Origin of the sequence: Streptomyces sp. NPDC021020 (assembly GCF_044333285.1) — a bacterium.
Classification (GTDB): domain Bacteria; phylum Actinomycetota; class Actinomycetes; order Streptomycetales; family Streptomycetaceae; genus Actinacidiphila.
Map to the genome: position 1 here is coordinate 309,823 of NZ_JBIRQQ010000008.1, position 19,244 is coordinate 329,066.

Below are 19,244 nucleotides of genomic sequence, written 5' to 3' on the forward strand. Positions count from 1 at the left end.
GCTGCCGCGCCCGGGCCTTCGGGCCCGCCTCGCGGGTCCCGGCCCCGGGCCGCGGCGGACGGCCTCAGGCCGCGGTGGACGCCTCGCGTGCGGAGCGGCGCAGCCACAGCAGGCCCATGACCGGCAGCAGCAGCGGCAGGAAGACGTAGCCGACGCCGAAGTCCGACCACACGGTCTGGTCGGGGAAGGCCGAGGAGTCCGCCACGGTGAGGATGCCCACCGTGATCACCCCGAGCAGCTCGGCCGAGCAGGACACCAGCGCGACCCTGCGGGCCTGGTCGCCGCCCCGCCACAGCGCGACGCTGATGACCCCGTAGACGACGCCCGCCGCGAGCGACAGCACGTACGCCAGCGGCGCCTCGTGGAATTTGGTCGAGATCTGGGTGATCGAGCGGGAGAGCGCGGCCACCGTGAAGACCCCGTAGAACCACAGCAGCAGCCGCCCGGGCCCCTGCCCGATCCGCCCGCCGGCGGGCTGCTCCCCGGCCGTCGGGCCCGTTGCCGTCTCCGCCGCGGCCTTCGTGTCGCCCGCGGTGGTGTCCTCAGCCATGACCGGCTCCCCAGATGTCGTACAGCCGCAGTTCCAGCACGGCCAGGATCACTCCGCCGGCCGCGACGACCGCGGTGCCCCAGCGGCTGCGCTCGGTCAGCGACATGAAGGCCGCGGCCGGGACGGTGCAGACCGCGCCGATCAGATAGCCCACGAAGACCGGCACCCCCTGCTCGGGGCGGTCGCCGTGGCCGAGCTGCACCAGCGAGATCACCAGCTGCACGAGCGTGGCGAGCGTCACCACGGCCATGCCGGCGAAATGCCGGTCGTTGGTCGGCTCGTCGCGGTACGCGGACCAGGCGCACCACGCCGCGAGGAGCAGCGCCATGACCGAGACCGTGAGGGTGACCGCGTCGAGCATGCGCCGACTGTATTACGGCCGCGCGGCCGCCCGTTCTCCCACCCCCGTCCCGCGGCCTCGGGGCCCGCCGTGGGGCCGTCCCACCCGCCGTCCGGATAGTGGACGAACTGCCCGGATTTCGGAACCGGGCGGGATGTCTGGTTTACTGGGGTCCATGACCACGACGAACCGCCGCAGCCGCGCGACCGAGGCGACCACGCCCGGTGTTCGTCGTATGTGTCGAATGTGTCGAATGTGTGCCTGACCTGAGGCCCTGAGCGGTCGCGCCCCCGGCGCCCGCCGCCCACGTCACACCCCCCTCCCGGTGCAGCGCCGCGCCGCGCCCGGGACGCCGTGGCCAACCTCCTGTGCCACGCCCCCGAAGCACACCCCCTGTGCGGTGGTACGTCCGCCGTGCGCCCGACCAGATGGACACCCCTGTGATCACCACCACCGACCTGCGCAAGGTCTACCGCTCGCGCGACCGCGAGGTCACCGCACTCGACGGCGTCGACCTGGCGGTGCGCGAAGGCGAGGTCTACGGCGTCGTCGGCCGCAGCGGCGCCGGCAAGAGCACCCTGATCCGCTGCGTCAACCTGCTGGAGCGCCCCACCTCGGGCACCGTCGAGGTCGCCGGGCGCGACCTCACCGCGCTGGCCGGGCGCTCCGACCGGGCCCCGGCCGCACTGCGCGCCGCCCGGGCCGGCATCGGCATGGTCTTCCAGCACTTCAACCTGCTCTCCTCGCGCACCGTCCAGGACAACGTCGAGCTGCCGCTGGAGATCCAGGGCGTCACCCGCCGCGAGCGCGCCGCCCGCTCCCGCGAGCTGCTCGACCTCGTCGGCCTCGGCGACAAGGCCCGCGCCTACCCCGCGCAGCTGTCCGGCGGCCAGAAGCAGCGCGTCGGCATCGCCCGCGCCCTGGCCGGCCGCCCCCGGGTGCTGCTCTCCGACGAGGCCACCTCGGCGCTCGACCCGGAGACCACCCGCTCCGTGCTGGAACTGCTGCGCGACCTCAACCGGCAGCTCGGCCTGACCGTGCTGCTCATCACGCACGAGATGGACGTCGTCAAGGCCGTGTGCGACTCGGCGGCCCTCATGAAAGGCGGACGCGTGGTGGAATCCGGCACCGTCGCGGAACTGCTGGCCACGCCCGGCTCCGAACTGGCCGGCGAACTCTTCCCGGTCGGCGGCGAGGCATCCGGCCCGGACCGCACCGTGGTCGACCTCACCTTCCACGGCGACAGCGCGACCCGCCCGGTGATCTCCCAGCTGGCGCGCACCTACAACGTCGACGTGTCGATCCTCGGCGCCGCCATGGAGACCTACGGCGGCCGGCAGATCGGCCGGATGCGCATCGAGCTGCCCGGCCGCTTCGAGGACAACGTCGTGCCCATCGGCTTCCTGCGCGAGCAGGGCCTCCAGGTCGACGTCGCCCCGTCCGTGAACGCCCCGTCCGGGCGGAGCGCGGCGCCGGCGGTGGCCAAGTGACCTGGTCCGAGATGCACCCGCTGATCACCCAGGCGCTGGGGGACACCCTGCGGATGGTCGGCTGGTCCGCCGCCGTCACGATCGCCGCCGGGCTGCCGGTCGGCGTGCTGCTGGTCCTCACCGACCGCGGCGGCCCGCTGCACGGCGTCGCCGGCACCGTCGTGAACAAGGTGCTCGGCGCGGTGGTGAACCTCGGCCGCTCGCTGCCGTTCGTCATCCTGATGATCGCGCTGATGTCCTTCACCCGCACGGTCGTCGGCACCACCATCGGCTGGCAGGCCGCGGTCGTCCCGCTGTCCGTCGGCGCCATCCCCTTCTTCGCCCGGCTCGTGGAGACCTCGCTGCGCGAGGTCGACCGCGGGCTGGTCGAGGCCGTCCGGTCGATGGGCGGCAGTACGTGGACGGTGGTGCGCAAGGTGCTGCTGCCCGAGTCGCTGCCCTCGCTCGTCGCGGGCGCCACGACCACCGTGATCGCGCTCGTCGGCTACTCCGCCATGGCCGGCGTGGTCGGCGGCGGCGGGCTCGGCGACCTCGCGCTGCGCTACGGCTACCAGCGCTTCGAGACCGGCTTCATGTGGGTCATCGTCGCCGTCCTCGTCGTGCTCGTGACCCTCGTGCAGCTGGCCGGCGACCTCGCCGCCCGCGCCGCCGCCCGCCGCGGGCGCTCCTCGGCCGCCCCCCGGCTGCGGCTGCTGAAGTCCCGCCCCGCGGACCCGGCCCCCACCGCCCCCTGACGTCCGGCCGCCCCGCACCACCCGCGCGGGGCGGGCGGAGACCTGAAAAACAGGCACCACAGAACACAGGAAAGAGGCACTTTTCGTGCGTAGGACACTCAAGATCACCGCTGCCGCCGCTGCCGTGGGCGCTCTCGCGCTCGGCCTGTCCGCCTGCGGCTCCGACTCCGGCTCGAAGTCCGGCAGCGCCGGCTCCGCCGACGGCAAGGCCGCCAAGGACGCCTCCGCGCCGCTCGTCGTCGCCGCCAGCCCCACCCCGCACGCCCAGATCCTGGACTACGTCCGCGACCACCTCGCCAAGAGCGCCGGACTCGACCTCCAGGTCAAGGAGTTCTCCGACTACGTCCTGCCCAACACCGCCACCGAGCAGGGCCAGGTCGACGCGAACTTCTTCCAGCACAAGCCCTACCTCGACGACTTCAACAAGAAGAACGGCACCCACCTGGTCGCGGTCGCCGACGTCGAGCTGGAGCCCCTGGGCCTGTACTCGCACAAGATCGGCTCGCTGTCCGAGCTCAAGGACGGCGCCACCGTCGAGGTGCCCAACGACACCACCAACGAGGCCCGCGCCCTCGGCCTGCTCGCCGCCAACGGCCTCATCACGCTGCGCGACGGCACCGAGCAGACCGCCACCCCCGCCGACGTCACCGGCAACCCCAAGCACCTGCACTTCAAGGAGCTGGAGGCCGCGCAGCTGCCGCGCTCGCTCGGCGACGTCGACGCGGGTGTCATCAACGGCAACTACGCCATCGAGGGCGGCCTGAGCCCCGTCAAGGACGCCCTGGTCACCGAGAAGGCGACCGGCAACCCGTACGCCAACATCCTGGTCGTCAAGAAGGGCCAGGAGAACGACCCGCGGGTGGTCAAGCTCGTCAAGCTGCTCAACTCCCCGCAGGTCGAGCAGTACATCAAGGACACCTTCAAGGGCGCGGTCATCCCCGCCTTCGGCACCCCGGCCGCCTGAGCCGGTCCGCCCCCGGGGTTCCCCGCCCCGCCCGGCCGGTGACGGTCAGGCGGGGCGCACCCAGTACACGTCCGTCGTGTACGGCATCTCGATCGCGCCGCTGACCCGCGTCGCGTCGTGCGCCCCGAGCACCGCGGCCAACTCCGCGCGCACCCTCGCCCGCGCGTCCTCGTCCAGCACCGCGATGTGGCTGGAGGACATCATGCGCTCCACGACGTCCGCGACCGTCGTCGAGTGCGGGTTGGGCCAGTGCCGCTCGTGGATCCGGCCCCAGCCCGACCCCGGCGCCTCGAACGCCCGCCGCCAGCCGTCGGCCGGCCGGTGGTCGTCGACCGGACCGGCCGCCAGCGGCGGGCTCGGCAGGTCGCGCGGCGCGAGCCGGAAGATGATGTCCTGGAAGTCCCGCACCCACGGCACCGACGTGTCGTACGTGTTCCACACCAGCGCCAGCGCGCCGCCCGGCCGCAGCAGCCGCCGCACCTCGGCGAGCGCCGCTGCCTCCGCGAACCAGTGCCAGGACTGCGCCGCCACCACCGCGTCCGCGCAACCCTGCGGCAGCCCGGTCGCCTCCGCCGTGCCCGCGCTCACCGCGACCCCCGGCAGCAGCCCGGCGAGCGTCTCGCGCATCTCCCGCACCGGCTCCACCGCGAGCACCTCGGCGCCGGTCAGCGCCAGCAGCCGGGTGAACTTGCCCGTGCCCGCGCCCAGATCGACGACCGTACGGCCCGCCTGGAGCGGCAGCGCGTCCGCGAGCGCCGCGAGCGCGGCGAGCGGATAGGACGGACGGGAGCGCTCGTAGACCCCCGCGGCCCGCTGGTAACCGACTCCTGCTGCGTGGTGCACCGTCACGCGGGCAGACGGTAGCAGGATCGGATGACGTCCACGGATACTCGCGGCGACCGCCATCCGCCCTACTCTGGAAGGGCGTTCGCCGCCGAGCACCCCCGCGGCACCCCGGACGGACCCTGCCCGGCGGCCGCCGCGCGCGATGCTGCATGCTGTGCAGTCCACCCATGCCCTGGTTACGGAGCAGTGAATGACCGCCACCTTTCCGGACATCTCCCTCAGTACGGAGCGGCTGCTGCTGCGCCCGTACGACGAGGACGACATCCCCGAACTCGTGGAGATGATGAACGACGACCTGGTGACCGCGTGGACCGGCTCCCCGCGGCCGTACACCGAGGCCGCCGCACGGTCGTTCGTCACCACCGGGGCGCCGGGGGAGCGGACGAGCGGGCGGGGCCTGGTGCTGGGCGTCTCCGAACTGCTCACCCAGCGGCTGGTGGGCACCGTCCAGCTGCAGAACACCGACTGGCGCGTCCGCGGCACCGAGATCGGCTACCTCACCGCCTCCTGGGCCCGCGGCGAGGGATACGCCGGGGAGTCGGTGCTCGCCGTCGTCCGCTGGCTCTTCCGCAACCAGGGCTTCGAACGGGTCGAGCTGCGCACCGCCGCCGACAACAGCGCCTCGCAGCAGGTCGCGCAGAAGATCGGGTGCATCAGCGAGGGCGTGCTGCGCGGCGCGGGCCTCATCCGCGGCCGGGCCGGCGACGACCCCGCCGGGCGCTGGGTCGAGACCCGCACCGACCTGCTGGTGTGGAGCCTGCTGCCCGAGGACCTCGACGGCCTGGACGACCTCGGCGGCGCCACCGGTACGGACGGGGCCGGCGAGGGCTACGACGCGTACTCCCCTTACCCCGACTACGCCGACTACTCCGCGGCCGCCCGCCGCCGCTGACCCGCGGCCGCCCGCCGCCGCCGACCCGTCGCTGCCGACCCGTCGCCGCCCGCCGGAGCGCCCCCGTGCCGCGGCCGGAACACCTGCGCGTATCGGCGTACCCGTGGCGCCCGCCGCCGGGTTAGGGTTCTCACCCGGGCCTCACCTCCGCCCCCACCGAGGAGGCTCCGCCGGCACCCCCCGCGAACCACCCCACGGCTTGGAGGCAGACGACGATGGCCGACCGGGTCACCGTGATCGGATGGGACGGCTCACCCCCGTCCGAGGCCGCCCGCGCCGCGCTGGACGCCGCCACCCTCGTCGCCGGCACCCGCCACCACCTGGCCCTGCCGTACGTCCCGAAGCAGGCCGAGCACATCGTCCTCGGCAGCATCGACATCGCCGCCCGCCGCATCGCCGGCCACCGCGGCACCGCCGTCGTCCTCGCCGACGGCGACCCCGGCTTCTTCGGCGTCGTCCGCGCGCTGCGCGACCCCGAGCACGGCCTGGAGGTCGAGGTCATCCCCGGCGTCTCCGCCGTGGCGCGCGCCTTCGCCCGGGCCGGCATGCCCTGGGACGACGCCCGGGTCGTCGTCGCCACCAGCCGCACCCTGCGCCGCGCCGTCAACGTCTGCCGCTCCTACCCCAAGGTCGCCGTCCTCACCGCGCCCGGCGCCGGGCCCGCCGAACTCGCCCTGCTGCTCGCCGGGGTGCACCGCACCTTCGTCATCTGCGAGGCGCTCGGCTCGGACCGCGAGCAGATCACCGTGCTGACCTCAGACAAGGTCGCCGACCACATATGGCGCGACCCCAACATCGTGCTCGTCGTGGGCGGCAGCACCGGCAGCCCCGGCCTGGCCGTACTCGGCTCCACCGCCCCGCCGACCGCGCCCGGGGGCCGCCCCGCGACCTCCCGCGGCGGCGGCTGGATCGCCGGCCGCGACCCGGGCTTCCCCGGCCCGGTACGCGGCTGGGCGCTGCCCGCCGCCGAGTACGGGGGCGACGTGCCCGCCCCGGTGCGCGCCTACCAGCTCGCCCGGCTCGGCCCCCGCACCGGCGACCTGGTGTGGGACATCGGCGCCGCGGACGGCGCCCTCGCCCTGGAGGCCGCGCGGCTCGGCGCCGCCGTCATCGCCGTCGACCGCGACGCCCAGGCCTGCGACTGGATCACCGCCGCCGCCCGCCGCGCGGGCGTCCAGATGCAGGTGGTGCACGGCACCGCGCCCCAGGTGCTGGAGGACCTGCCGGAACCCGACGTGGTGCGCATCGGCTGCGCCGACCCCGCCGTCGTCGCCGCGTGCGCCGCGCGCCGCCCCGAGCGCATCGTCGCCGCGGCCGCCACCCGGGAGTCCGCGGCGGCCGTCGACCGCGCGCTGACCGAAGGCGGTTACACCGTCGAACGCATGTTGCTGCGCTCCGCGGAGACGGACTCCGGGTGGCAGGAGCAGGAGGGCCCGGCGGCCTTCCTGCTGTGCGGCAGCAGGCCCTGAACCGGGCCCGGCCGCAAGGCCGGCGGACGGGCCCGCGAGGCGCCGTTTGCGCATGTGGGAGCGCTGCCGCAGGGCGCTGTGTGAGATACGTCCCGCGGTGCGGACTTCGGGGCGGTGGGCGCGGCGAGTGAGGGTAGGCTGACGGATCGTTGTGCCGTCGTCGTGCGTTGACGGGGTGTCGATACGTCCGATGTCCCCGCGGTTGACGTGCCGCATCCCGGGCCCGCTCGTTGGAGTCGGTGAGGGGTGGGTGTGCGCGGCGCAGCGGCTGGAAGGAGCGAAACCGATGGGCGAGGGGCACGCATGACGGACACCGGTCAGATCCCCGGCGAGGGGCTGCCGGAGAACGCGGTCGGCGACGCGGCTCACCAGCCGCACACCGGCGCACTCGGCGCACCGCAGGCCACCGCCAACGGCTGGGGCGCGCAGCCGCCCGCGGGCCTCGACACCCCCCCCTACGGCTACCTCGACCAGCCCCCCGCCCCCGGTACCGGGCTCGACGACGAGGACGACGTGCTCCTCATGCCCGGCCCCCAGGGCACGTGGAGCGACCCGCAGCCCGTACCGCTCCAGCCCGAGCCGCCGCAGGCGCCGCTCCCCGCGGACCACTTCGCACCGGGCTACGGGTCCGAATCCGCGCCCGGCCTCCCCCTGCCGGGCGCCGCCCACGACCAGGGGTTCGCCGCGCCGGGGCAGCTGCCGGGCGGCGACGCCGCCGGGTTCCTCCCGCAGGAGCAGGGCTTCGCGGCGCCGGGTGGCCTGGGTGCTCCGGGCGCCGGATTCGCCGTGCCGGGAGCCGACGGAGCGGGCGCCGGGATTCCGGCCGCCGCGCAGGGTGCGCCCGGTGACGTGGCGTCCGGCGCCGTCGCCGCGGGGGAGGGGGCCGCGCCCGGGCTGGTGCCGGGGCAGGCCGCGGGTGACGCGGGGCCCGGCTTCGGCGCGCAGGCGCAGGGCACCGCCGCGTCCGTACCCGGGGGCGTACCCGGGCTCGCGGGGCCGGGGCATTTCCCGGGTGCTCCGGGTGCTCCGGGTGCGGAGTTCGCGCCGGGCGCCGGATTCCCGGAGCCGGGGCAGGCGCCGCAGGGCGAGCCGTCGCAGGGCGCGGGCTTCGCCGTGCCGGGCGCCGGGCAGGCCCTCGCGGGGCAGGTGCCGGCCGCCGCGGACCCGGGGGCCGAACAGGCCGCCCAGGGTGCCGGATCCGGGCAGGGCGTCCAGACGGCGGAGGCCGCCGCGGAGCCGCAGACCGCCGCGCCGGGCGCCACCGCCGAGAGCGGCGCGCAGGACCCGGCCGCCGTACGGGCGCCGGGAGCTGACGCCCCGCCGGTCGCGCCCGCACCGCCGCGCCGCCCGCTGCACATGGGCCCGCCGGTCCAGGACACCCCGAGCGGCGGCGTCTCTGTCCGCTCCCTCGCCGACCGCGGGCCCGCGCAGGGCGGTCCCGTACCGGCGCCGGTACGCGTGCAGGGCCCGCCGACCGCGGGTCCCGAATACCTCGACGTGCCGCCGCAGGGCCCGCACGCCATCCCCGCCCAGCAGAACGGCGAGCCCGGCGACGCCGCGGGACCGCACGGCGGGTGGCCCGCGGCCGACCAGCCCTCCCAGCAGTCGCTCATCCCGCACGCCGACAGCATCGTCGCGCCCCGGACGCCGCCGGAGCCCGTCACGGCCCTCACGCAGGCGGAGCCCGTACCGGCGCCCGCTCCGGCACCCGACGCGGGCCTGGAAGCGCCCGCCGGCGCGGCCGAAGCCGCCGCGGGGACCGCCGCGGAGGCCGCCGCAGCGACCACGCCGCAGGGCACCGCCGTGCCCGCGCCCGCCCTCGCCGGACCCGCCTCCGCGCCGTCCGCACCGGGCCAGCCCGCCGCCGCGCCCATCGGTCTCGACCTCGCCGCCCCGCCGTCCGGCCCGGCCTTCGACGAGCAGGCCGCCGCCCCCACTGCCCCTGCCGAGCAGGCCGCGGCCGAACTCCCGGCGCAGGACGCCGAGACGGCGGCCGTACCGGACGCGCCCGTCGCGGAGACGGCGCAGACGGCGGAAGCCGCGGTGGCCGCGCCCGCCGAGGAGCAGGCCGCGGAGAGCGCCCAAGCCGCGGAGACCGCCGAGGCAGTGGAGACCGCCGAGGCCGTGGAAGCGGTGGCGGCCGTGGAGGCCGCGCCCGCCGCCGAGGCACCGGACGCCGCCGTGCCCGCTCCCGCCGAGGAGCAGGGAGAGCCCGGGGAGCCCGCGGAGGCGTACGAGCCCGCCGTGCGCGACGCCGTCCACCGCGTCATCCGCGAACGCCGCGACATCCGCAACGGCTTCCGCTCCGACCCCATCCCGCCGGAGGTGCTGCTGCGCGTCCTGGAGGCCGCGCACACCGCGCCGAGCGTCGGCCACTCCCAGCCGTGGGATTTCGTCGTCATCCGCTCCGAGAAGACCCGGGAGAAGATGCACGAGCTGGCCATGGCCCAGCGCGAGGCGTACGCCCAGTCGCTGCCGAAGGCCCGCGCCCGGCAGTTCCGCGAGCTGAAGATCGAGGCGATCCTCGACACGCCCGTCAACATCGTCGTCACCGCCGACCCCACGCGCGGCGGCCGGCACACCCTCGGCCGGCACACCCAGCCGCAGATGGCGCCGTATTCCTCCGCGCTCGCCGTGGAGAACCTCTGGCTCGCCGCCCGCGCGGAGGGCCTCGGCGTCGGGTGGGTCAGCTTCTTCGACGAGCGCCAGGTCGTCGCCGAACTCGGCCTTCCCGAGCACCTGGAGGTCGTCGCGTACCTGTGCGTCGGGTACGTCGACGAATTCCCCGAGGAGCCCGAGCTGATGCAGGCGGGCTGGTCGCAGCGCCGCCCGCTGTCCTGGGTCGTCCACGAGGAGGAGTACGGCAACCGGGCGCTGCCCGGCGAGGAGCCGCACGACCTCCTGGAGGAGACGCTGCGCGCCATCCGCCCGCTCGACGCGAAGGCCCTCGGCGAGGCGTGGGAGCGGCAGAAGCGGATGACCAAGCCCGCGGGGGCGCTCGGCATGCTGGAGATCATCTCCGCGCAGCTCGCCGGGCTCTCCCGGGTGTGCCCCGCGCCCATCCCCGAGCCCGCGGCCGTGGCGATCTTCGCCGGCGACCACGGGGTGCACGCCCAGGGCGTCACCGCGTGGCCCCAGGAGGTCACCGGGCAGATGGTCGCCAACTTCCTCGGCGGCGGGGCGGTCTGCAACGCCTTCGCCAACCAGGTCGGCGCGGAGGTCTGCGTCATCGACGTCGGTGTCGCCGCGGAGCTGCCCGGCACGCCGGGACTGCTGCCGCGCAAGGTGCGCGCCGGGACGGCCGACTTCACCGCGGGCCCCGCCATGACCCGGGAGGAGGCGCTGCGCGCGATCGAGGTCGGCATCGAGACCGCCCGCGACCTGGTGGCCGCCGGCAACAAGGCGCTGCTCACCGGCGAGATGGGCATCGCCAACACGACGACCTCGGCGGCGCTCGTCGCCGTCTTCACCGGTACGGACCCGGCCGAGGTCACCGGGCGCGGCACCGGCATCAACGACGAGATGCACGCGCGCAAGGTGGACGTCGTACGGCGCGCGCTGGAGCTGCACCGGCCCGACCCGGCGGACCCGATCGCGGTCCTCACCGCGATCGGCGGGCTCGAACACGCCGCGCTCACCGGCCTGCTGCTCGGGGCGGCGGCGCTGCGCACACCCGTCATCCTCGACGGGGTGTCCGCCGGGGCCGCCGCGCTCGTGGCCCGCGCCATCGCGCCCGAGGTGCTGGCCGCGTGCATCGCCGGCCACCGCAGCGCCGAGCCCGGCCACGTCGCCGCCCTCACCGCGCTGGGGCTGCGCCCCCTGGTCGACCTCGACCTCCGCCTCGGCGAGGGCACGGGCGCACTCCTCGCCCTCCCCCTCGTCCAGAGCGCCGCCCGCGTCATGCACGAGGTCGCCACCTTCGACGCGGCCGGCGTCACCGAAAAAGCCTGACCCTCCCGGGGCGGGGGCTATCCCGCCCCCGGGGGGCGGCTTGCGCTGGTTTGCGCGATCTCCCCGCCGCCGTGGCTGGTCGCGCAGTTCCCCGCGCCCCTGAAAACGCTTGCCCAGCGCGCTAAGAGCCCGCCTCTGCCGCGCAGGCCGGCAACCCAGGGGCGCGGGGAACTGCGCGCTCAGCCGACCACCGGCAGATGGTCCCGCGACAAGGAATCGTGGCAGCCCGGAGGGTCGCGGGTGCCGCGGAGGGCGGCACACCAGGGGCGCGGGGAACTGCGCGCTCAGCCGACCACCGGCGGACGGCCCCGCGACAAGGAACCGTGGCAGCCCGGAGGGTCGCGGTGCCGCGCCGGGTACGCAAGGGGCGCGGGGAACTGCGCGACCAGCCCACCACCCGCAGAAGGCCGCGCGACCAGCGCAAGAGGCACCCCGCGGCGTACCCCCCAGCGCAACGTAAGATCAAAGCTCGCCGTGGATTGCCGAAGGAGCGCGATGGATCGCAAGGACGACGCCCCCGCCTACCCCGTGGGGCTGCGGCTGGCGGGGCGCCGGGTCGTGGTGGTCGGCGGGGGGCAGGTCGCCCAGCGGCGGCTGCCCGCGCTGCTGTCGGCCGGCGCCGACGTCGTCCTGGTCGCGCCGGAGGCGACACCCTCCGTGGAGGCGATGGCCGCGGCCGGCGAACTCCGCTGGGAGCGCCGCCCGTACCGTACGGGCGACCTCGCGGAGGCCTGGTACGCGCTGGTCGCCACGCGCGACCCCGCCGCGAACGCCGCGGCCTCCGCGGAGGCGGAGGAGCGCCGCGTGTGGTGCGTGCGCAGCGACGACGCGAGCGCCGCGTCCGCGTGGACCCCGGCGACGGGCCGCACGGACGGCGTGACCGTCGCCGTCCTCAGCGGCCGGGACCCGCGCCGCAGCGCCGCCGTGCGGGATGCCGTCGTCGAGGGGCTGCGCGACGGCAGCCTCGTGGCGCCCCGGCACCGGGACCGCACCGCGGGCGTCGCGCTGGTAGGCGGCGGCCCCGGCGACCCGGACCTGATCACCGTGCGCGGCCGCCGCCTCCTCGCCGAGGCGGACGTCGTGATCGCCGACCGGCTCGGCCCGCGCGACCTGCTGGACGAACTGCCGCCGCACGTCGAGGTGATCGACGCGGCGAAGATCCCGTACGGCCGGGCGATGGCCCAGGAGGCCATCAACGCCGCGCTGATCGAGCACGCGAAGGCCGGCAAGGCCGTGGTGCGGCTCAAGGGCGGCGACCCGTTCGTCTTCGGCCGCGGCATGGAGGAGGCGGAGGCCCTGGCCGCCGCGGGCGTCCCGGTGAGCGTCGTCCCCGGCATCTCCAGCTCGATCAGCGTGCCGGGCGCGGCCGGCATCCCGGTCACGCACCGGGGCGTGGCGCACGAGTTCACCGTGGTGAGCGGCCATGTCGCCCCGGACGACGCGCGCTCGCTCGTCGACTGGCCCGCGCTGGCGCGGATGCGCGGCACCCTCGTGCTGCTGATGGCCGTGGAGCGGATCGGCGCCATCGCGGACGCCCTGATCGCGGGCGGCCGCCCCGCGGGCACCCCGGTCGCGGTGGTGCAGGAGGGCACGACGGCGGCGCAGCGCCGGGTCGACGCCACGCTCGCGTCGGTGGCCCGCATCGTCACCGAGGAGGCCGTGCGGCCCCCCGCGGTGATCGTCGTCGGCGACGTCGTGACGGTGGGGCGGCCGGGCGGCGCGTACACCGAGGGCAACGTCCATGGCTGAACCGGTCGCCGTCACCGACCCGGACGACCCGCGGCTGCACGACTACACCGGCCTCACCGACGTCGAGCTGCGGCGCCGCCGCGAGCCCGCGGAGGGCCTGTTCATCGCCGAGGGCCAGAAGGTGGTCCGGCGGGCGCTCGCGGCCGGCTACCCGATGCGTTCGATGCTGCTCACCGAGAAGTGGGTGGCGGCGCTGCGGGACGTCGTCGACGACGTGCCCGCGCCCGTCTACGTCGTCGACGACGACCTCGCCGAGCGCGTCACCGGCTACCACGTCCACCGCGGCGCGCTCGCCGCGATGCAGCGCAAACCGCTGCCGGACGCGGCGGGGGTGCTCGCGGGCGCGCGCCGCGTCGTGGTGATGGAGGCGGTCAACGACCACACCAACATCGGCGCGATCTTCCGCAGCGCCGCCGCCCTCGGCATGGACGCGGTCCTGCTGTCGCCGGACTGCGCCGACCCGCTCTACCGCCGGTCGGTGAAGGTCTCGATGGGCGCGGTCTTCTCCGTGCCGTACGCGCGTCTCGACGCCTGGCCGCGCGACCTGTACGGCACGGTGAAGCAGGCCGGCTTCCGGCTGCTGGCGCTCACCCCGGCGGCGCACGCCACCGCGCTGCCGGAGCTGCCGCTCGCCGAACTCCCGCGGCTGGCCCTGCTGCTGGGCGCCGAGGGCCCCGGCCTGAGCCCGAAGGCGCTGGCGGCCGCCGACACCCTCGTCCGCATCCCGATGTCCCACGCCATCGACTCGCTCAACGTGGGCGCGGCCGCCGCGGTGGCCTTCTACGCCGTGGCCGGGGCGTAATTCCCGCCGGGAATACGCGGCACAAAGAATTACCGGCCGCCGCCCATTTACCCGGCCCGCCTGTTGCGATATCGCGCCCGCGTCCTATTCCACTGCGCTGTGGAGCTGCGGATTCCGCCCCCGTGCCGCCCGCGGCGGTGGTGCTAGGGTTGCCGTAATCCTGGTACGGGGCAGCGGAGATGGGTGCACATGAAAATTCTTGTCACCGGCGGCGCGGGCTATATCGGCAGTACGGTCGCGAGCGCGCTGCTGGACGAGGGGCACACCCCGGTCATCCTCGACAACCTGGTCACGGGGCTCGAAGCGTTCACCGAGGGCCGGGTGTTCTACCGCGGGGACATCGCGGACGGCGCGCTCCTGGACCGTATTTTCCGCGAGCACCCGGACATCACGGCGGCCGTGCACTGCGCGGCGCTGATCGTCGTCCCCGATTCGGTGGCCGAACCACTGCGCTACTACCGGGAAAACGTGGCGAAGACCATCGCCCTGCTCGAACACCTGGAACGCAACGGCTGCCACCGCGTCCTCTTCAGCTCGTCTGCATCGGTCTACGAGCCCGGCACGGACTTCACGGTGGACGAGGATTCTCCCGTGGCCGCCGGCAGCCCCTACGCGCAGACCAAGGCCGTGATCGACCGCATCCTCGCCGACGCCGCCGCGGGGACGGAGCTGCGCGCGGTGTCGCTGCGCTACTTCAACCCCATCGGCGCCGACCCGCGGATGCGCACCGGCCTCCAGCTCCGCGAACCCTCGCACGCGCTCGGCAAGATGATCGCCGCCTGGGAGAGCGGCGACGTCTTCCGGGTCACCGGCACGGACTGGCCCACCAGCGACGGCAGCGGTATCCGCGACTACATCCACGTCTGGGACCTCGCGCGCGCCCACGTCGCCGCGCTCGCCCGCTTCGACGACATCGTCGGCGGCGACCGGCCCCCGCACCTGGTCGTCAACCTCGGTACGGGCAAGGGCACCACGGTGCGCGAGCTGGCCGCGGCCTTCGGCGGGGTCACCGGCATACCGCTGCGCACCGAGGACGCGCCGAGCCGCCCCGGGGACGTCGCGGGCGCGTACACCCGCACCGAACGCTCCGCCCGGCTGCTGGGCTGGAAGCCGGAGTACGACGTACGCGACGGCATCCGCGACTCCCTCGCCTGGCGCGGGCGGCTGCTGGAACTGCTCGGCCCGGTCGAGGACTGAACCGCGCCCCGCGGCGGACCGGCGGAGAGCTTCCGCCGGTCCGCCGGTGCGTCAGGGCGCGGGCGGCAGGTCCACCAGGGCCGCCAGCCGGCGGCGGTGGTGGCCGGGGGAGCCCAGCGCGATCTCGTCGGCCTTCGCGCGCTTGAGGTACAGATGCGCGGGGTGCTCCCACGTCATGCCGATGCCGCCGTGCAGTTGCACCGCCTCCTCCGCCGCGCGCACCGCGACGGGCGAGACGTACGCCTGCGCGACCGCCACCGCGATCTCCGCCTCGGCCCTCTCCTGCGGCGACCGCCAGGAGGCCAGCGCGGCGGCCGCGCCGCGCGCCGCCGCACGGGCCGACACGACCTCCAGCCACAGGTCGGCCAGCCGGTGCTTGAGCGCCTGGAAGGAGCCCACGACCCGGCCGAACTGGTGCCGCTGCTTCAGATAGCCGACCGTCTCGTCCAGGCACCACTGCGCCGCGCCGAGCTGTTCCGACGCCAGCAGCCCCGCCCCGGTCAGCAGTGCCCGCTCCAGCGCCGCCCGCGCGGTCTCCCCGGCGGCCAGCAGCCGCCCCGGCGCGCCCTCCAGCGTGACGTCCGTCAGCGGCCGGGTCAGGTCCAGGCTCACCGGGCGGCGCAGCACCGCCGACTCCGCGGCCACCTCGTGGAGAGCGGGCCCGTCCGGCCCGTCGGCGGGCACCACCAGCACGTCCGCGCCCACCGCGTCGGCCACGCTCGTGACCCGGCCCGACAGCCGCCCCGCGGTGTCCACCCGCACGCCCGCGGGGAAGCCGCCGCCCGGCGCCGCGGACAGCGGCACCGCGAGGGCCGCGGTGACCTCGCCCGCCGCCAGCCGCCCGAGCAGCGGGACAGCCGCGTCACCGGCCTCCGCGCAGCCCACCAGCGCCGAGGCCGCGAGCACCGCGCTGCCCAGGAAGGGGACGGGGGCGACCGCGCCGCCCAGCTCCTCCAGCACCACCGCGGCCTCCCGCGCGGTGCCGCCCTGCCCGCCGTACTCCTCGGGCACCAGCAGCCCGGCCAGGCCCAGCTCGCCGCCCAGCACCCGCCACAGCGCGGGGTCGTACGGCTCGTCCGTCTCGATCCAGCCCAGCACCGCGGCCGGGCCGCAGCGGTCGGCGAGCACCGCGCGGACGGCGGCCCGCAGGTCGTCCTCGACGTCGGAGTACAGCAGGCCGGGCGCCGCGGGGGAGGGGGTCGTCGCGGTCATCGGGGCAGGTCCTTCCACGGGACGTCCTTGTCGTTGCGGGGCTCGGCGGGCAGCCCGAGCACCCGCTCGGCCACGATGTTCCGCAGGATCTCGGACGTGCCGCCCTCGATCGAGTTGCCCTTCGCGCGCAGGTAGCGGTAGCCCGCGTCGCGCCCGTAGAAGTCGACGCTGCTCGGACGCACCATCGTCCAGTCGCCGTAGCGCAGCCCCTGCTCGCCGAGCAGCTCCAGCTCCAGCCCGCTCAGCTGCTGGTTGAGCCGCGCCATCGACAGCTTCAGCCCCGAGCCCTCGGGGCCCGGGGTGCCCGCCGCCATCTGCTGCCGCACCCGTTCGGCGGTAAGCCGCGCCACCTCCGACTCCACCCACAGCGTCAGCAGCCGGTCGTGCAGCTCGGGCGTGCGCAGCTCGGGGCGCTCGCGCCAGGTCGCCGCGACGGGCGCGGCCATGCCGCTCTCGCGCGGCACCGGCGCGCCGCCGCCGATCGCCACCCGCTCGTTCATCAGCGTCGCCTGCGCCACCCGCCAGCCGTCGCCGACCGCGCCCAGCCGGTGCGCGTCCGGGATCCGCACCCCGGTCAGGAAGACCTCGTTGAACTCCGCCTCCCCGGTGATCTGCCGCAGCGGCCTGACCTCCACGCCCGGGTCGGTCATGTCGCACACGAAGTACGTGATGCCGCGGTGCTTGGGCACCTCCGGGTCGGTGCGGGCGATGAGGATGGCCCAGCGCGCGGTGTGGGCGCTGGACGTCCACACCTTCTGCCCGTCCACGACCCAGTCGTCCCCGTCCCGCACCGCGCGGGTGCGCAGCCCCGCCAGGTCCGAGCCCGCGCCCGGCTCGCTGAAGAGCTGGCACCACACCTCCTCGCCCGTCCACAGCGGCCGCAGGAAGCGGGCCTGCTGCTCGGCGGTGCCGTACGCGAGGATCGTCGGCGCCGCCATGCCCAGGCCGATACCGATCCGCCGCGGATCGTTGTCCGGCGCCCCGGCCGCGGCCAGCACCTCGTTCGCCACCTGCTGCAGCGCACGCGGCGCCCCGAGCCCGCCCAGCCCCGCCGGAAAGTGCACCCACGCAAGCCCCGCGTCGAACCGAGCCCGCAGAAACTCCCCCGCCGCCGTACTCCCCGGCGGATGCGCCCCGAGCAACGCCCGAGCCCGCTCCCGCACCTCGCCTTCCCCGATGTCTCCCATACGCCGCCGCCCCTTCCACTCCCGGCCTCTCCGACCGACTAAGCAAGCGCTTGGTAAGCTACTCCCCCCGGGACCGTACGGCCAGCACCAGACGCGCGGGTACCTTCGACGGCGCGGCGTCCGCGCCGCGCACCGCAAGCGGCAGGGCGCCCCGCAGGGGCGCGTGGGGGCACCTCCCGGGCGGAGCCTGGGGGAGAACTGCGCGAGTAACCACGACGGCGCGGCGGCCGTCCGCCTGGCGCAAGTGGCACGGCGCCCCGCAGGGGCGCGAGGAACTGCGCGGCCAGCCACCACGGCGGAACAGCCGCGCGCCCCGCGCAAGCGGCACCCCCGAAGGCGCGGCCGCGCGCCCGCGGCGAAGGTGGCAGGGCGCCCCGTAGGGGCGCGGGGAACTGCGCGATCAGCCACGACGGTGGGACGGCCGCGCGCCCAGCGCAAGTGGCACCCCCGAAGGCGCGGCAGCGCGCCCCGCGCAAGTGGCACCCCCGAAGGCGCGGCAGCGCACCCCGCGCAAGTGCCGCCCCCGAAGCCGCGCGCCCAGCGCATGGGCAGGGCAACCACCCTCAGAAGTGGTGGCACCCCTGCAGCGTCGCGATGATCACCGCCGCCAGCAGCGTGACGACCACGAACACCGCGAGCCGCTGCCGCATGAGGCGCCGCCGCCCGGCCCCGGGCGCCCCGGGCCGACGCCCGCCGGACGTCCGGACCGGCGGGCGCGTGGACGCGCGCGCCGACGGCATCGTGGCCTTCAGCGTCGGCTTCGGCGCGCCCGCGGCGGAACCGGCCGGGGGGCGACCGGCGGCGCGCCCCGCCGCCCCGCCCCCACCGGTGGGGTCCAGCCGCGGCGGCGTCCGCCGCTGCGTGCGCTGCTGGGCGTATTCCTCCGCGCGCCGCCCGACGGGCCGTTCGGGCCGCGGCCCCGCCGCCTTGGGAACGCCCTCCCGGCGCGGCGCTCCGATGCCGCGGGCCTCGCGCGTGGCGATCTCGGTCAGCCGCTCCGAGAGCTGCACCGTGCTCGGCCGCTCCTCGGGATCCTTGGCCAGGCACGCGTGGACGAGCGGCGCGAGCGCGTCCGGCACCGCGCCGAGGTCGGGCTCCTCGTGGACGACCCGGTAGAGCATGACCTCCGAGCTTCCCTGCCCGAAGGGCGAGTCCGCGGTCGCGGCGTAGACGAGCGTCGCACCGAAGGCGAAGACGTCGGTGGCCGGTGTGACGGGCAGCCCGCGCACCTGCTCGGGTGCGAGGAAGCCGGGCGAGCCGACCGCCGTCCCCACGTGCGTGAGCGTGCTCGCCCCGGTGGCCCAGGCGATGCCGAAGTCGATGATCCGCGGGCCCTTGGGCGACAGCAGGATGTTGGACGGCTTGAGGTCGCGGTGGACGACCCCGGCCTCGTGCACCGCGACCAGCCCCTCGGCGAGGGCCGCGCCCATCGAGGCGGCCTCCGCGGCGGAGAGCACGCCCTGCTCGGCGACCTTGTCGTGCAGGGAGGGCCCCGGCACGTACTGCGTGGCGAACCAGGGGCGCTCGGCCTCCAGGTCCGCGGCGACCAGCCGGGCGGTGCAGCCGCCGCGGATCCGCCGCGCAGCGGACACCTCGCGGGCGAAGCGCGACCGGAATTCCTGGTCCTCCGCCAGCTCCGGCCGGATCACCTTCAGCGCGACCCGCTGGCCGCGCTTGTCCGCGCCCAGGTAGACCACGCCCATGCCGCCCGCGCCGAGCCGCCGGTGCAGCCGGAAGGCGCCGACGACCCGCGGATCCTCGCGCCGCAGCCGCATCATCGCCATGTCCGTACCCCTGCCTCCGGTGGGGGCGGACCCCACTGCCGCTCCGCTCCGCTGCGCCACCCCTGCCGCTGCTGCCC

At 75.8% G+C, this 19,244-nt stretch carries 15 protein-coding genes; 9 read left to right on the top strand and 6 right to left on the bottom strand.

The window, feature by feature from the left end:
* Window positions 1-64: 64 nt before the first annotated feature.
* Both ACH4SL_RS25095 and ACH4SL_RS25100 read right to left on the bottom strand, forming a co-directional pair.
* Window positions 65-550 (bottom strand): hypothetical protein, encoded by a 486-nt coding sequence (locus ACH4SL_RS25095; RefSeq protein WP_398449272.1) that lies wholly within the window; start codon window positions 548-550, stop codon window positions 65-67.
* On the bottom strand, window positions 543-911 hold the full coding sequence (locus ACH4SL_RS25100) for a hypothetical protein (RefSeq protein ID WP_398449274.1): 369 nt from the start codon (window positions 909-911) through the stop codon (window positions 543-545). Before ACH4SL_RS25100 ends, ACH4SL_RS25095 begins: the two co-directional genes overlap by 8 nt.
* Window positions 912-1,330: 419 nt before the next feature.
* On the opposite strand from ACH4SL_RS25100, the gene ACH4SL_RS25105 reads away from it, so the two are divergent.
* The 3 genes from ACH4SL_RS25105 to ACH4SL_RS25115 all read left to right on the top strand — a co-directional run bounded on the left by ACH4SL_RS25105 (window position 1,331) and on the right by ACH4SL_RS25115 (window position 4,078).
* Entirely contained in the window at window positions 1,331-2,380 is a 1,050-nt protein-coding gene (locus tag ACH4SL_RS25105) for a methionine ABC transporter ATP-binding protein (RefSeq protein ID WP_398449640.1), read from the top strand.
* Window positions 2,377-3,114 carry a methionine ABC transporter permease gene (locus tag ACH4SL_RS25110; RefSeq protein ID WP_398449276.1) on the top strand — a complete coding sequence of 246 codons (738 nt, stop codon included), beginning with the start codon at window positions 2,377-2,379 and terminating at the stop codon, window positions 3,112-3,114. Before ACH4SL_RS25105 ends, ACH4SL_RS25110 begins: the two co-directional genes overlap by 4 nt.
* A gap of 85 nt (window positions 3,115-3,199) precedes the next feature.
* Complete coding sequence (locus ACH4SL_RS25115; RefSeq protein WP_398449279.1) at window positions 3,200-4,078, top strand: MetQ/NlpA family ABC transporter substrate-binding protein; 879 nt, start codon at window positions 3,200-3,202, stop codon at window positions 4,076-4,078.
* A gap of 45 nt (window positions 4,079-4,123) precedes the next feature.
* On the opposite strand, the gene ACH4SL_RS25120 is transcribed toward ACH4SL_RS25115, so the two are convergent.
* Complete coding sequence (locus tag ACH4SL_RS25120; protein ID WP_398449281.1) at window positions 4,124-4,927, bottom strand: class I SAM-dependent methyltransferase; 804 nt, start codon at window positions 4,925-4,927, stop codon at window positions 4,124-4,126.
* 187 nt (window positions 4,928-5,114) lie between these two features.
* Between ACH4SL_RS25120 and ACH4SL_RS25125 the strand changes: the two genes are divergently transcribed.
* The 6 genes from ACH4SL_RS25125 (at window position 5,115) to galE (ending at window position 14,984) form a co-directional block, all read left to right on the top strand.
* Window positions 5,115-5,816: a GNAT family N-acetyltransferase gene (locus ACH4SL_RS25125; protein ID WP_398449283.1), complete on the top strand. Its 702-nt coding sequence runs from the start codon at window positions 5,115-5,117 to the stop codon at window positions 5,814-5,816.
* Window positions 5,817-6,031: 215 nt separating this feature from the next.
* Window positions 6,032-7,285: a precorrin-6y C5,15-methyltransferase (decarboxylating) subunit CbiE gene (gene cbiE / locus ACH4SL_RS25130; RefSeq protein ID WP_398449285.1), complete on the top strand. Its 1,254-nt coding sequence runs from the start codon at window positions 6,032-6,034 to the stop codon at window positions 7,283-7,285.
* Between the two features lie 303 nt (window positions 7,286-7,588).
* Window positions 7,589-11,236: a nicotinate-nucleotide--dimethylbenzimidazole phosphoribosyltransferase gene (cobT, locus tag ACH4SL_RS25135; protein WP_398449287.1), complete on the top strand. Its 3,648-nt coding sequence runs from the start codon at window positions 7,589-7,591 to the stop codon at window positions 11,234-11,236.
* Between the two features lie 495 nt (window positions 11,237-11,731).
* Window positions 11,732-12,985 (top strand): uroporphyrinogen-III C-methyltransferase, encoded by a 1,254-nt coding sequence (cobA, locus tag ACH4SL_RS25140; RefSeq protein WP_398449289.1) that lies wholly within the window; start codon window positions 11,732-11,734, stop codon window positions 12,983-12,985.
* Window positions 12,978-13,787, top strand: a complete 810-nt coding sequence (locus ACH4SL_RS25145; RefSeq protein ID WP_398449291.1) for a TrmH family RNA methyltransferase — start codon at window positions 12,978-12,980, stop codon at window positions 13,785-13,787. The genes cobA and ACH4SL_RS25145 overlap by 8 nt, the downstream gene beginning before the upstream one ends.
* Window positions 13,788-13,976: 189 nt before the next feature.
* Window positions 13,977-14,984, top strand: coding sequence for a UDP-glucose 4-epimerase GalE (galE, locus tag ACH4SL_RS25150; protein ID WP_398449293.1), 1,008 nt, complete (start codon window positions 13,977-13,979; stop codon window positions 14,982-14,984).
* A 51-nt stretch (window positions 14,985-15,035) separates the two neighbouring features.
* Here galE and ACH4SL_RS25155 read toward each other — a convergent pair whose 3' ends face one another.
* The 3 genes from ACH4SL_RS25155 to ACH4SL_RS25165 all read right to left on the bottom strand — a co-directional run bounded on the left by ACH4SL_RS25155 (window position 15,036) and on the right by ACH4SL_RS25165 (window position 19,167).
* Complete coding sequence (locus tag ACH4SL_RS25155; RefSeq protein ID WP_398449295.1) at window positions 15,036-16,196, bottom strand: acyl-CoA dehydrogenase family protein; 1,161 nt, start codon at window positions 16,194-16,196, stop codon at window positions 15,036-15,038.
* A complete protein-coding gene (locus ACH4SL_RS25160) occupies window positions 16,193-17,383 on the bottom strand; it encodes an acyl-CoA dehydrogenase family protein (RefSeq protein ID WP_398449297.1) in 1,191 nt (396 codons plus the stop codon). The genes ACH4SL_RS25155 and ACH4SL_RS25160 overlap by 4 nt, the downstream gene beginning before the upstream one ends.
* A 563-nt stretch (window positions 17,384-17,946) precedes the next feature.
* Complete coding sequence (locus tag ACH4SL_RS25165; RefSeq protein WP_398449299.1) at window positions 17,947-19,167, bottom strand: serine/threonine-protein kinase; 1,221 nt, start codon at window positions 19,165-19,167, stop codon at window positions 17,947-17,949.
* Window positions 19,168-19,244 lie beyond the last annotated feature (77 nt).